The organism is Micromonospora sp. DT47, assembly GCF_049844475.1.
Lineage (GTDB): Bacteria > Actinomycetota > Actinomycetes > Mycobacteriales > Micromonosporaceae > Micromonospora.
This window is the reverse complement of record NZ_JBNCLC010000010.1, coordinates 39,995-53,054: the sequence shown is the minus strand read 5'-3', so window position 1 is coordinate 53,054 and position 13,060 is coordinate 39,995. Positions and strand designations below refer to the sequence as shown.

Annotated in this window: 10 protein-coding genes and 1 pseudogene; 5 read left to right on the top strand and 6 right to left on the bottom strand. The window is 72.2% G+C overall.

What is annotated here, in order from left to right; translation table 11 throughout:
• Window positions 1-65: 65 nt before the first annotated feature.
• A pseudogene (locus ACLQ2U_RS17400) lies at window positions 66-761 on the bottom strand (PPOX class F420-dependent oxidoreductase); the annotation flags it as partial.
• 58 nt (window positions 762-819) lie between these two features.
• On the opposite strand from ACLQ2U_RS17400, the gene ACLQ2U_RS17395 reads away from it, so the two are divergent.
• Window positions 820-1,248: a VOC family protein gene (locus ACLQ2U_RS17395; protein WP_425751714.1), complete on the top strand. Its 429-nt coding sequence runs from the start codon at window positions 820-822 to the stop codon at window positions 1,246-1,248.
• A 24-nt stretch (window positions 1,249-1,272) separates the two neighbouring features.
• On the opposite strand, the gene ACLQ2U_RS17390 is transcribed toward ACLQ2U_RS17395, so the two are convergent.
• Together ACLQ2U_RS17390 and ACLQ2U_RS17385 are read right to left on the bottom strand one after the other, a co-directional pair.
• The gene (locus ACLQ2U_RS17390; RefSeq protein ID WP_425751713.1) at window positions 1,273-2,412 is read right to left on the bottom strand and encodes a hypothetical protein; all 1,140 of its coding nucleotides are present in this window, start codon (window positions 2,410-2,412) and stop codon (window positions 1,273-1,275) included.
• A gap of 242 nt (window positions 2,413-2,654) precedes the next feature.
• Window positions 2,655-5,015: an acylase gene (locus ACLQ2U_RS17385; RefSeq protein WP_425751712.1), complete on the bottom strand. Its 2,361-nt coding sequence runs from the start codon at window positions 5,013-5,015 to the stop codon at window positions 2,655-2,657.
• Between the two features lie 197 nt (window positions 5,016-5,212).
• Here ACLQ2U_RS17385 and ACLQ2U_RS17380 point away from each other — a divergent pair, with 197 nt between their 5' ends.
• The 3 genes from ACLQ2U_RS17380 (at window position 5,213) to ACLQ2U_RS17370 (ending at window position 8,894) form a co-directional block, all read left to right on the top strand.
• Window positions 5,213-6,751, top strand: a complete 1,539-nt coding sequence (locus ACLQ2U_RS17380; protein WP_425751711.1) for a gluconokinase — start codon at window positions 5,213-5,215, stop codon at window positions 6,749-6,751.
• Between the two features lie 46 nt (window positions 6,752-6,797).
• On the top strand, window positions 6,798-8,321 hold the full coding sequence (locus tag ACLQ2U_RS17375; RefSeq protein ID WP_425751710.1) for a GntP family permease: 1,524 nt from the start codon (window positions 6,798-6,800) through the stop codon (window positions 8,319-8,321).
• 108 nt (window positions 8,322-8,429) lie between these two features.
• The gene (locus ACLQ2U_RS17370; RefSeq protein ID WP_425751709.1) at window positions 8,430-8,894 is read left to right on the top strand and encodes a hypothetical protein; all 465 of its coding nucleotides are present in this window, start codon (window positions 8,430-8,432) and stop codon (window positions 8,892-8,894) included.
• A 13-nt stretch (window positions 8,895-8,907) separates the two neighbouring features.
• Here the strand turns inward: ACLQ2U_RS17370 and ACLQ2U_RS17365 are convergent, their stop codons facing one another.
• The 3 genes from ACLQ2U_RS17365 to ACLQ2U_RS17355 form a co-directional block, all read right to left on the bottom strand.
• Window positions 8,908-9,684, bottom strand: a complete 777-nt coding sequence (locus ACLQ2U_RS17365) for a hypothetical protein (protein WP_425751708.1) — start codon at window positions 9,682-9,684, stop codon at window positions 8,908-8,910.
• A 197-nt stretch (window positions 9,685-9,881) separates the two neighbouring features.
• Window positions 9,882-10,343, bottom strand: a complete 462-nt coding sequence (locus ACLQ2U_RS17360; protein WP_425751707.1) for a deaminase — start codon at window positions 10,341-10,343, stop codon at window positions 9,882-9,884.
• Window positions 10,340-11,032 carry a RibD family protein gene (locus ACLQ2U_RS17355; RefSeq protein WP_425751706.1) on the bottom strand — a complete coding sequence of 231 codons (693 nt, stop codon included), beginning with the start codon at window positions 11,030-11,032 and terminating at the stop codon, window positions 10,340-10,342. The genes ACLQ2U_RS17360 and ACLQ2U_RS17355 overlap by 4 nt, the downstream gene beginning before the upstream one ends.
• 333 nt (window positions 11,033-11,365) lie before the next feature.
• On the opposite strand from ACLQ2U_RS17355, the gene gltX reads away from it, so the two are divergent.
• The gene (gltX, locus tag ACLQ2U_RS17350) at window positions 11,366-12,814 is read left to right on the top strand and encodes a glutamate--tRNA ligase (RefSeq protein WP_425751705.1); all 1,449 of its coding nucleotides are present in this window, start codon (window positions 11,366-11,368) and stop codon (window positions 12,812-12,814) included.
• Window positions 12,815-13,060 lie beyond the last annotated feature (246 nt).

The window sequence follows — 13,060 nt, the reverse complement described above, 5'->3', positions numbered from 1 at the left end:
AGGACGAAGTGGACGGTACGGCCGGTCCGGCGGCGGCCGAGGCGGTGGGCGAGCGGGACGAGTACGCCGTGCAGCATCGGGTGCTTGCGGACCAGCAGCCGGGCAGCGCGGTCGTACTCGACGCCGGTGAGCCGGCGCGCGGTGGCCTCGACGGCCGGGCCGGTCGGTCGGCCACGGCCGGTGGACGGAGCGACGGTGACGGCGGGATCGTTCCGCAGCCGCCGGGTCTTGCCGGCCCGCTCGAAGGTGCGCACGTACGCGTGGTCGCCGTCCACGGCGATGCTCACCGCCGTGCCGACCGGGGTGCCGTCGCGGCGGAAGGTGGTCAGCAGCACGGTCTTCTGCCGGGTGAACCGCGTCCACGGTGGCGTTGCGGCACGCTCGACCGAGCCGAGCACCCCGCCCAGTTCCCGCCACCTCACCACCAGCGCCACCGCCGCCACCAACGCGGAGAGTCCGACCAGCCAGGTCTGCGCGTCACTACCGCCCAGGTGCCGGTCGACGGCGTGGGTGGCGGTGTGGGCGACCGCGCCGACCAGGTATCCGGCGAGGGCGACCGCGAGCGCGTCGGCCCAGATCGTGGCCAGCAGCAGGGTCAGGCCGATGCCCAACTGGAATGCGCCCACATCGTGGACGAAGTGGTGGCTGTCGGGAAAGCCGACCGCCGCGCTGAAGGAGTCCGGCCGCAACAGCGCCCAGCCCCCGACCAGCACGGCGGCCAGGCCGAGCAGGGTGGAGGCGGGGCGGACGATGCTTTTCATACCGACCTGACGGGCCGTCGGGCGCGGACGTCACACCCGGCGGCGGTACGGTCCGAGCATGGAGCAGCGGATCAGCCTGGTCACCCTCGGCGTCACCGACCTGCCCCGCGCCCGCCGGTTCTACGAGCGGCTCGGCTGGCGCGGCCAGGAGGTCGAGGAGACCGTCTTCTTCCAGGCCGGCGGCCTGGCCCTGGTGCTCTGGGGCCGGGACAAGCTGGCCGCCGACGCGGGCGTGCCGGACACCGGACCGGGTGCGATGACCCTGGCGCAGAACGTCCGCTCCCGGACGGAGGTCGACCAGACCCTGGCCCTGGCGGCCGAGGCGGGCGCGCGGATCACCCGGCCGGCGGCGGAGACCTTCTACGGCGGCTACGCGGGCTGCTTCACCGACCCGGACGGCCACGTCTGGGAGATCGCACACAACCCCGGCTTCCCGCTGGCCGCTGACGGCACCCTCACCGTCCCCGACTTCGGCGCCGGTTCCTGACCGCAGGACACCCCGGCCCGGCGCTCAGGTGTGGACGGTGCGGCGCACGCCCTCGTGCCCGGCGCAGGCGTTGCGCCGTCCGCCGGTCAGGCTGACCGACCCGTCCCGGCACTGCACCAGGTAGCCACGACCGGCCCAGAAGTCCTGCGCGCAGTCAAACCAGTCGCAGATCCGGTGGTCGGGTTCGCGGACCCGCCAGCCGTCGCCGCAGAAGTTGTACCCGAGCGGGTTGGCCGGCGCGCCGCAGAGCCGCTCGCGCGTCGCGGCGGGCGTGGGCGTCGGGCGCCGGGACGTCGGCGACGCGGACGGCGCGGGCTTCGCGCGGGGGGCGGCGAGCTTCGCCGGCACCGGCGTCGCGGCGGGGGTGGCGGCGACCGCGACCTCCGAGCCGGGACTGACCGGCGGGTCGGATTCGAAGAGCACCGCCGGCACGATCAGGGCGAGCGCGGCGGCGACGGCGACGGCGCGCGGACCGCCGGGGATCCGGGCGATGATCCGGGCCTGCCCGGGGGTGATGACCGGCGGCCGGAACGGCTGGGTCTGGGCGTGCTCGGCGATCAGCTCGTCGAGCTGCGCGACCACCGTGGCGCGCTGTTCGATGGCGTCGGCGAAGGCCAGGGTGAGGACGAACCGGAACTCGGCGGCCGCGTCCGTGGGCAGCAGCAGGCCGGAGGTGCGCCGTCGGTCGATCGCCTGGATCAGGGTCACCGGGGCCGCCGGGTCGTGGGACAGGCCGGTCATCTTCCCGTAGGCCCAGTCGCGCCGGCCGCGCCCGCCGAGCAGCAACAGCCGGCGGTTGGTGACCACCGCGATGCCGGCGTCGGTGGCCCGGACCCCGTCGGGAAGGCGGTGGCGCAGCGGCACCGCGTCCACCTCGACGGTGAGGTCGGGCGCGGGGAGCACCGCGGTGTGCCGGACCTCGACCAGCTGCGCGGCGGGCATCGTCCAGAGGACCGTCTCGCCGGGGGCCAGCTCCAGGGGCAGGCCGGCGCCCGCCGCCACCGTTCCCTCAAGGTCGACGGCGAGGGTACGCAGCCGCCGCAGCTCCTCGTCGCGCCGCTGCCAGGCCTGCTCGGCGCCGCGGTACGTCCGCTGCCGCTGCTCGTTCTGCCGCTGGGCCCATTTGTAACGCCAGGTGGAACCCGTCGAATCAGTTTCTGCCACGCCGACTCCTCCGCCGCGCGAGCCACCAACCGGGGTGTCGTTCGGGTCAACAGGCGAATCGGCCCGGCGGAACCGGCATTGCGAAAGTTTCATCCGATCGGTGGATCAACCAGCACGATTGGAGGAAGCGGCTGCGTCGACGTTCGGCCGCGGCACACCGGCGCTCCGCACGGGAGGCCGGTGTGCTGCGGCGGTCGTTCAGCCCCGGGGGCTGCCGCGCAGCAGCGGGGAGACCTCGACGCTCACCACCACACCCGGTGGGTGCGCAGGTTCGGGTCGGCCTGGATCTGCGCCTCGGTGTACTTGATGCTGTCCCAGCCCTTGCCGGAGTAGAGCAGGGTCTGGTCGGCGTACCAGGGCGAGTTCGGGTTGGACGACTGGCTGTAGGTGAGGATCTGCCGTCCGGACGGGCCGCCGGGGCCGAGCGCCACGGCCATCACGAAGGACGAGCCGTGCACCGTCCTGCGGTAGCCGTCACCGGGCGTCAACGGGTTGATGATCATGTTGAAGACGCCGGCCTCGGAACGTCCACCGTGGATCGGGATGCGCCGCTCACCGCGCGGCTCGGTCTGCACGTCGCCGAGCCGGGCGTCCAGCGGCACGCCGTCGAGCCTGCGCACCGCGTCAGCCAGCGCGGTGAGCACCCTCGGGTCGCCGACGGCGAGCCGGCGCGGGGTGTGCACCGGGTTGGTGACATCCAAGCCGTCGGCGAAGCGGACGCCGCCGGCCATGACGAATTCGGTGAACAGGTGCGCGCCCCGGCTGTCCAGGTCGACGTGCAGGTCCCAGCCCTTCAACACCGCGCAGGCCGCGGTCAGGTCGATGCTCACGCCGGCCGACGAGGTGGCGGTCGGGTGCGCGGTGCAGGCGGCGACCAGGTCGTCGCGGACCAGCTCCCCGGCGTACACGCGGTTGCCGAAGACGGTCTGCCAGAGCCGCTTCGTGGTGAACCCCCGCCCGGGCAGGTCGTCGGTGCCGGCGAGCCGCTGCTGCACCTGGTCCAGCCCGAGCCGGGTACGCAGGCTGCGCGGGGTGCCCTCGTCGCCGACGATCCGCGGGTAGCCCTCCAGCGGCGCGGCCGGGTTGGCCAGCCAGTAGCTGTCGTTGGAGTTGGTGACGTAGTCGTGCCGGTAGCGCACCGGCAGGTGCGCGGGGCCGAGGATGCCGGGCACCGCGGCGTCCGGGTCGGCGCCGAGCGCGCACGCCGACCGGGAGCCGTCCAGGACCGCCTGGCCGCTGGTGGCGTAGAGGGGCTTGAACGGGGCGGGGATGCAGGCGGCGGCGAGCTCGTCGGTCACCCGGGGCACCACCGAGTGATCGGCGTAGAGCGCCTCACCCTTGGCGTCGGCGGCGATCACGTTCACCCAGGGCAGGAACTGGTGCCGGTCCAGCACCTCGGTCAGCTCGCGCACGGTGCGGGCCTGCCCCATTCGCAGCCAGCCGTCGAAGGCGCGATTGTTGCCGGCGTTAACGTCGGTGATCGCGTACGCGCTGGTGGTGGTCCAGTCGAAGGTGCCGGGCACCACGACCACCGGCCCGAACCGGGTGTCGTGGAAGGTACGGCTGACCGGCACCGGGACGCCGCCCGGCCCGGGGACCTGGACGGTGACCGTGCGGCTGGTCATCTTCTCCGGCCGGCCGTCGTACAGGTAGGAGGTGGGGTCGCCGGGGACCAGCGTCAGCCGGTGCCAGGCGAAGCGGCGCGCGGTGGAGACGGTGTGGCTCCAGGCCAGCGTGCGGTTGTGCCCGATCTCCACGATCGGGTCGCCGATCAGGGCGGCGCCCTCCACGTCGTAGCGGCCGGGGACCTTCAGGTGCATCCGGTAGAAGCGCTCCGCGCCCTCCCACGGGAAGTGCGGGTTGGCCAGCACCATGCCGCCACCGTGCACGGTGGCCTGCCCGCCCAGGCCGTAGGCGTTGCTGCCGACGCCGGCCGGGGCACCATCGCGGGCGGCCACCACGGCCGCCGCGCCCGGCGCGTCCTGCGCGGCCGCCGGGCCGGCGGCGGTGGGTGGGGTGGCGGCGACGATGCCGTCGAGCAGCGCGCGCGAGCTGGCCCGGACCATGCTGGCCCAGGCGGTACGCCAGATGTCCAGCTCGGTGAGCGGGCGCAGCCACGGCTTGCCCGCGCACTTCGGGTCGGTGACCGGGGCGCGCCGCAGTTGGGCGTTGTAGCCGGCGACGAAGCCGCGGATCTGCTCCCGCACGTCGTCGGACGGGGAGTGGACGCCGTCGCGGCGGCCCTCCAGCAGCCGCTCGGCGGTCCGGTCGTCGATCGCCTTGCGGAAGAACAGGTCGCTGCGCACGTTCGGGTCGGTGGGGCCGGTCGCGCCGAACCAGCGGGAGCGTTCGGCGCTGACGGTCACCACCTTCTCGGCGATGACGCAGATGTTGTCCTCGGCCTGCGCCCAGCCGACGCCGAAGCCGAGGCCGCCGAAGTCGCGGGCGGTGATGTGCGGGACCCCGTACGAGGCCCGCCGGATCTGCGCGGCGTACCCGTGGTCACCGGCGGCGTACGCGGGCGCCGGCCCGACGGCCAGCCCCGCCGCGATCGTGGTGAGGGCGGTCAGCGCCGCGCCCAGCCGAGTCGGTCTCCCCGTCATCGCATCCTCCCCGTTGAGGCACGAACGTCACCTGCCGGCCGACATTCACGTTGATCGGCATTCTCGCCCCGGAAAGACCCTCGCGTACAGACCTGGCCGTGCTCGGTTTCATCCACCTGCAGGAGGCGGTGACCGTGGGTAACGTCAGGCGCAGCCGGGTGGCGACGGGCCGCGCGGCGCGTCGCGGGAGGTGGACCGTGGGCGACTCCGTGGTGCTCGGCGTCGACATCGGCACCACCAGCACCAAGGTGGTCGCGTACGACACCGACGGCGACCAGCTCGCCAGCCACTCCGTCGGCTATCCGTTGGACGAGCCGCACCCGGGCTACGCGGAGCAGGATCCGCAACTGATCTTCGACGCGGTCGTCGAGTGCCTCCGCACCGTGGCGGGCGAGCTGCCGGGCCGGGTCGCCGGCCTGTCGTTCAGCACCGCGATGCACAGCCTGATCGGGCTGGACCCCGACGGCAACCCGCTCACCCCGTCGGTGACCTGGGCCGACTCCCGGTCCAGCGCGCAGGCCGAGCGGCTGCGGGCCGCGCCGTGGGGGCTGGCCCTGCACCGGCGTACCGGCACCCCGGTGCACCCGATGGCGCCGCTGCCGAAGCTGGTCTGGTTCGCCGAGCAGGAGCCGAAGCTCTTCGAGCGGGTCGCGCACTGGGTCGGCATCAAGGACTTCGTGCTGCTGCGGCTGGCCGACGCGCTCGTCACCGACCACTCGGTGGCCTCCGCCACCGGGTTGATGGACATCCACCAGCTGGTCTGGGACGCCCGGGCGCTCGGCATCGCCGGCATCACCGAGGAGCAGCTGCCGCAGCTGGTCCCCACCACCACCGTGCTGCCCGGCCTCACCGCCGAGGCGGCCGCGGCGACCGGGCTGCCCGCCGACACCCGGGTCGTGGTGGGCGCCGGCGACGGCCCGCTGGCCAACCTCGGCCTCGGCGCGGTCAAGCCCGGCGTGGTGGCCTGCTCGATCGGCACCTCCGGGGCGATGCGGGTGGCCGTCGAACGCCCCGCCGTCGACCCGCTCGGCGGGGTGTTCTGCTACGCGCTCACCGAGGACCGCTGGGTGGTCGGCGGCGCGATCAACAACGGCGGCATCGTGCTCCAGTGGGCCGGGGACGCGCTCGCCCCGGAACTGGGCGAGCACCCCGAGGAGCAGCTGCTGGCGCTGGCCGAGCGCGCGCCGGTCGGCTCCGGCGGGCTGATCATGCTGCCGTACCTGCTCAGCGAGCGGGCGCCGCACTGGAGCGCGCTGCCCCGCGGCGCGTACGTCGGGTTGACCCACGGCCACCGCCGCGAGCACCTGGTGCGGGCCGCGCTGGAGGGGGTGTGCCAGCAGCTCGCCCTGGTGCTGGCCTCCGTCCGCGCGGCCGGCAACGAGGTCCGCGAGATCCGGGCCAGCGGCGGCTTCGCCCGCAGCCCGCTGTGGCGGCAGATGCTCGCCGACGCGCTCGGCATGCCGGTGCGGTTCCCCGCCGGGCACGAGGGCTCCAGCTTCGGCGCCGCGCTGCTGGGTATGCAGGCGCTCGGCATGATCCCGTCCATCGACGTCGCCGCCGACCTGGTGGAGATCGACGAGACGGTACGCCCCGAGCCCGCCGCCGCCGCCACCTACGCCGCCCTGCTCCCGCTCTTCTCCGAGCTCTACGACGCCCTGGTCCCCACGTTCGCCTCGCTGAGACGGCTGGCACCCAGCCTGCCGCCGGAACCAGCACCCACCGCGCCACCCATGTGATCGCCCGTCCCGCAGTCACGGACGCCTACCGAAGGTCGTGATAGCCGTGGTCACTCTGCTCGCCGCTCCAGCGGAACCACTCAGCAGCGCCGGTGACGCCCAACTCATCCTGGCCGCCCTGCTGGGCATCGCCGCGGTGGTGCTCCTCATCGCCTGGGCGAAGGTGCACCCGTTCCTGTCGCTGATCCTCGGCGCGGCCGTGCTCGGCGTGGTCGCCAGCGTGGCCCCCGACAACATCGTCAAGTCGTTCAGCGGCGGTGTCGGCTCCACCGTCGGCGGTGTCGGCCTGCTGATCGCGCTCGGCGCCATGATCGGCGGCCTGCTCGCCGAGTCCGGGGGCGCGGACAGCATCGTCGAACGGGTGGTCAGCCGGGTGTCCGGCAGGGCCCTGCCCTGGGCGATGGCCGGGGTGGCCGCCCTGATCGGGCTGCCGCTGTTCTTCGAGGTCGGCGTGGTGCTGCTGGTGCCGATCGTGCTGCTGGTCTCGTTGCGCACCGACGTACCGCTGATGAAGATCGGCATCCCGGCGCTGGCCGGCCTGTCGGTGCTGCACGGCCTGGTACCGCCCCACCCCGGCCCGCTGGTCGCGATCGACGCCCTCGGCGCCAACCTTGGCCAGACCCTCGCGCTGGGACTCCTGGTCGCCATCCCCACGGTGATCGTCGCCGGTCCGATCTTCGGCAACTTCATCGCCCGCTACGTGCCTGCCACCGCCCCGGAGGCGTTGCTGCCCACCCGGCGACCGCTGGTCGTCGCCGGCGGGCGGGGCCCTGCGGCCACCGGCCGCGGCCGGATCGACGTCGACGGGGACCTGGTCGACCAGGACGACCTGGTCAACCCCGGCACCGGCCGCCCCGGCGAGCCGATCGACGAGGCCGCCACCGAGGCGGTGCGGGCGCGCCGCGCGCCCGCCCTGTGGGCCGCGGTCATCACCGTCCTGCTCCCGGTGGCGCTGATGCTCCTGCGGGCGATCGGCGAGCTGGCCCTCGACGAGGGCACCGGGGGTCGCAAGACGCTGGACATCATCGGCACCCCGATCGTCGCCCTGCTGGCCGGCGTCATCTTCGCGATGATCTTCCTCGGCTACCGGACCGGTTTCAGCCGCAGCCAGGTCTCCGGCTTCCTCGGCGGGTCGCTGCCGCCGATCGCCGGCATCCTGCTGATCGTCGCGGCCGGCGGCGGTTTCAAACAGGTTCTGGTCGACGCCGGCGTGGGGAACCTGGTCGCGAACGCCGCCGAGGGCGCGAACCTCTCGCCGCTGCTGCTGGGTTGGCTGGTCGCGGTCGGCATCCGGGTGGCGACGGGCTCTGCCACCGTCGCCACCATCACCGCGGCGGGCATCGTCGCGCCGCTGGCAGCCACGCTCCAGGGACCGGAGGTGGCGCTGCTGGCGCTGGCCATCGGCTGCGGGTCGCTGTTCTTCTCGCACGTCAACGACGCCGGTTTCTGGCTGGTCAAGGAGTACTTCGGGTTGACCGTCGGGCAGACCATCAAGAGCTGGTCGGTGATGGAGACGGTCATCTCGGTGGTCGGCTTCCTCGGCGTGCTGGTGCTCGACCTGCTGCTGTAGCAGGCTGGTGCACGACCCTGCTGTTGCAGTCCGACGCGTTCCCGTGCCGGCCACCTGGTGGCCGGCACGGGCGTGTCGGGAGACGGACGCCGAAGCGGTGGAGGAACGGTGGCGCGACTGACGGGGACGGCTGTCGGACGGGCGAGGGCGGCCCACCGGCTCCTCTTCATCCTCGGCACCGACTACACCAGCGACTTCGTGCCCGAGTTCACGTCCGACCGGTTCTGCTACGCCGACCGGGACATCATCTACCTGACCAGCATCAGCCAGGTGCACGAGGCGACGGTGATCCTGGAGGCGTGGGACGGCGAACCGCCGACCGGCCCGGACGCGGAGTCGGCCGAGACGACAGAGCTGGAGCTGACCTCCGGACGGGTGTACGTCTGCGCGATGCTCGAGGTACGCGTCAGCCCGGTGCTGACCGTCGGCCCTCCGGGCAGGTACGCGATGCGCGCCGAGGTGGCGGGTCGCGCCGAGTTGCGCGAGCGTCTGGCCTACCAGGACATGACGGAGAGCCTCAACGACATCGAGCACTTCCGGGTCCGCTTCTGGCCGGTGTCGAGCGCCGGCTGACCGGTGCTCGCGCTCAGGCGCCGGGGATGTTGCTCGGCGGGTCCTCGCCGATCAGCTCCGCCGCCGGCCGCTCCGCCGGCACCGGCAACCCGAAGTCGGCGTACGCCAGGTCGAGCGCCGAGGCCCGGCCCTTGTCGCTGGCGAACTCGATCCGGTAGTGGACCAGCCGGCCCTGCTCGTCGACGCGGACGGTGAACGGCACGGCGGCCGCCCGGTCACCGAGCACCCCGCCGACGCCCTCACCCAGGACGGCGGCGCTGTCGCGCAGGTCAAGGGTGCCGGCGTACGCGCGCTCGCCGGTGCGGCGGACCCCGGCGGAGGTGCGGAGGGTGCTCGCCATCCGGGTGGTGTCCAGGCCGCTGCCCCTGACGGTCGACGCCGCGCCGACGTGCCACCAGGTGCGCCCGTCCCAGGCCGGCACGCGGCGGTCCGGGGCGGTGATCTTCACGTAGACGTCCGGGCCGGTGGTCAGTCGCTCGATGGTCACCGTCCCGTTCGGCACCGCCAGCGCGGTGGTCTCCAGCCCCCGGCGGCCCTTCGGGTCCCAGACCAGGGTGGTGCCGTCCCCGCCGGCGCCGGCGCCCGGGCCGAGGGTGAGCCGGTAGGTCTGCTGGTCGACCTTCGCCGCCGCGTCGGCGAGGACGGTGGCCGGGTCGGCCTCGGCGGCCGCCCCGGTCGAGGTCCGGCCGGGGTTCGGCTCGTCGCCGCGGTCCGCCGCCGTGCAGCCGCCGGTGGCGACGAGGACGGCGGCGAGGACCACGCCGGTGGTGGCCAGCTTCGGGTGCTTCACGGACTTCTCCCCCGTGGGTGCGCCCGCCGGCAGAGCCGATCGACGCTGATGACAGTGCGTCCGGGCAGCCTAGTGGGACCGCGTCCGGACGCCCCGGCGAGCGGCGCCCCGAAGACCCGACGAGGCCGCCGACATCATCGCCATCCGAATCGCCGACGACCGGCTCCTCGTGCGCCTGTTCCACTGCAACTCGTCCGTCACGGCACGCCCATGACATGCGCGTTGATGACGCGTACCTGGTCGGCGAGGTCTGGCATCTCGACCACCTCGACACCGGCCGCCTCGAGAAGTTCGACTCCCTGACAGTCGACGAAGAACGGCGGTTCCCGCATCGCCAGCACCACCCGACGGATACCCGAGGCCCGGATCAGCTGGGTGCAGGTTGGCGACTGGTGGCTACGGACGCTGCACGGCTCCAACGAGCTGTAGATCGTCGCTCCGGACAGGTCGATCCCGGTTCCCTGGAGCTTGATCAGTGCGGACTCCTCGGCGTGGACATGGGCGTCGGTCTCCCGGGAGTAGCCCCGGGCCAGCTCCATCCCATCGCGGTCGACCACGATCGCACCGACCGCGTACGCGGTCGCCTTCGGCGGGCAGCGCCGGGAAAGGTCGATCGCGTCCTGGAGCCAGCGGCGGTCGAGGGCAAACGGCACGGTCATGTAGTGCCGAACCGGTCCGACAACGCATACCGCAGCAACACCACGTCCCCCATCTCGCGTACCTCAGCCAGGCGAGCCCGGTGATCCGGGTTCCACGGATACCGGCCGTCACCGATGAAGCGCGGCGCCCGGCTGTCTCCCACGAAGAACGGGGCGACCACCAGGTGCAGCTCGTCGGCCAGGCCGGCCTCAAGGAACTGAGTGTGCATGCTTCCGCCGCCTTCGACCATGAGCCGGTGCACAACCCGCGCGGACAGATCCGTCATGACCCGCCGGAGGTCGACGGGTTCTCCCCCGTCCACGACGCTCGCCACCCGGCCCAGTCGCTCCCGCGCCTTGTCAAGGGCGGAGCTGGAGCAGTACACGAGCTTGTCGGTGTCCCCGGCGACGAAGAACTGCGCCGTCGGCTCCAGGTCGCCTCGACCGGTGATCGTCACCTTGACCGGCGACGACGACACGCCACGCGCCACCCGCTCGGCCCGACGAGCTTCGGACCGCACCAGCAACCGCGGATCGTCCCGCCGGATCGTGTTCGCGCCCACAAGGATCGCGTCGCAACCCGCCCGCACCTCGTCCACCCGGTCGAAGTCCGCGTCGTTGGACAACAGCAGCCGACCGTCCGTCGCGTCGTCCAGGTAGCCGTCGATCGACGTCGCGCAGCTGAGCAGTACGTACGGTCGCTCACTCACTGTGGCGCTCCCCTTCGGTGGAGATGATCTTCTCAACGAGTCGGACCAAGTCCTCCGCCTCCCGGCATGCGTCAAGGCTCTCGAACACATCGGACGGCAGCCAGGACCGCAGCAAAGCGCTGCCCGATCCACACCCTGTTCGAGGCGTACCAGCGCGACTGCCGTCACCGGCTGAGAGCATTGAACCCCATTTTGGGCGCATTCGAGCTCGTGCCACAGCGGGCGTACGCCGACCTCATCGCCGGCAATCCACCTGGAGATCAAGACCGGCTACGTTGAGGTCGACGACATCGAACAGGTCCTCACGTACGCCCTGCAGATAGGGTGGCTGGCGTGTCTGAGTCCGCGATTCGTCTTCGGTTCGCCCCTTCCCCGACGGGCATGTTCCACGTCGGAAATGCTCGCTCGCTGCTGCTGAACTGGGTGGCGGCCCGTCAGTCGGGCGGGACGCTGGTGCTTCGGATCGAGGACACCGACGCGGAGCGCTCGCGCCCGGAGTGGACCGAAGGCATCGTACGGGCGATGGCCTGGCTCGGCGTCGGCCCTGACGAGTACGAAGGACCGCTGTTCCAGTCGTCGTACGCGGCCGAGCATGCGAAGGCTGCTCAGCAGCTGTTCGATGCGGGGAGGGCGTATTACTGCGACTGCACGCGGGACGCCGTTCACGCACGTTCGGGCAACCAGTACGCCGGCTACGACGGCTTCTGCAGTGATCGTGCCCTGGAGGCCGCCGAGGGCAGAGCTCTACGGTTCCGGACGCCCGACGAGGACGTGACGGTCGTCAAGGATCTGGTGCGTGGAGAGCCGACGTTCGAGAACCGGCTGATCGAGGACTTCGTCATCGCCCGTGGCGACGGGTCCCCGGTGTTCCTGCTAGCCAACGTGGTGGATGACATCTCGATGAGGATTTCTCATGTGATCCGAGCCGAGGAGCACCTGCCGAACGCGCCTAAGCAGCAGTTGCTCTGGCAGGCCCTCGGACACCAGCCGCCCGCGTGGGCTCACACTCCGATCCTGGTCAACGAGAAGCGGCAGAAGCTGTCCAAGCGCCGGGACAAGGTCGCGCTGGAGATGTACCGCGATGAGGGCTTCCTCGCCTCGGCGATGTGCAACTACCTGATGCTCCTCGGCTGGGCGCCCTCCGGCGATCGCGAGATCGTGCCGTGGTCGGTGATCGAGGACGAGTTCCGCCTTGCTCAGGTGAACTCGGCTCCAGCGTTCTTCGACCTCAAGAAGCTGACCGCGTTCAACGGGGAATATATCCGTTCGCTGAGCACCGGGGAGTTTGTTGCGGCCTGCGCACCGTGGCTGACGGGCCCGTTCGTAACCGAGGCGGAGAAGGCCGACGCCGGGTTCGGCATCACGGCCCCGCCGTGGCAGCCGGACGCCTACGACCCGGCGGTCTTCGCGAAGGTCGCTCCGCTGGCACAGACGCGTATCAGTCTGCTGGCCGAGATCGTGCCCAACGTCGATTTTCTATTCCTCGACACAGTCGAGCTGGACGAGGCTTCGTGGGCGAAGGCGAGCAAGGACGCCGGAGTCCTGCCCGACGTCATCGCCGCGTTTGAGGCCCTACCGACCTGGCAGGCCGAGCCGCTGAAGGGGGCGTTGCTGTCGGTCGGTGAGGCGCACGGGCTGAAGCTGGGCAAGGCACAGGCGCCGGTGCGCGTGGCTGTCACTGGCCGGTCGATTGGCCTGCCGCTGTTCGAGTCGCTGGAGGTGCTGGGCCGGGATCGGGCCCTGGCACGGCTGCGCGCCGCGGCGGTACGAGCTGCCGCGTGAGGTTCCGGTATGCCGTGACCTGGTCGGCCAGGGGTTTGCGCTGTTCGGCGCGTACCCGCTCGACCGGGTCGCGGTGCTCTGCTCCGACAATGCGCGACAGCTCCCGAGTAGCAATGAGCGGGTCCAGCACGGCGGACATCTTCCGGTCGAGCGCCGCCAGCCGGGCCGCGTCGAAGTAGGAGTTGCGTGGAGCTGGCAGGACCGGTCGCAGCCGGTCGAGCAGGTGCTGAAAAGTGGGCGGTGGCG

Excerpts from the sequence above, each read along its gene's own strand:
- ACLQ2U_RS17395 (WP_425751714.1), top strand. The coding sequence starts at position 820 with ATGGAGCAGCGGATCAGCCTGGTCACCCTCGGCGTCACCGACCTGCCC.
- ACLQ2U_RS17385 (WP_425751712.1), bottom strand. The coding sequence starts at position 5,015 with ATGACGGGGAGACCGACTCGGCTGGGCGCGGCGCTGACCGCCCTCACC.
- ACLQ2U_RS17360 (WP_425751707.1), bottom strand. The coding sequence starts at position 10,343 with ATGACCGTGCCGTTTGCCCTCGACCGCCGCTGGCTCCAGGACGCGATC.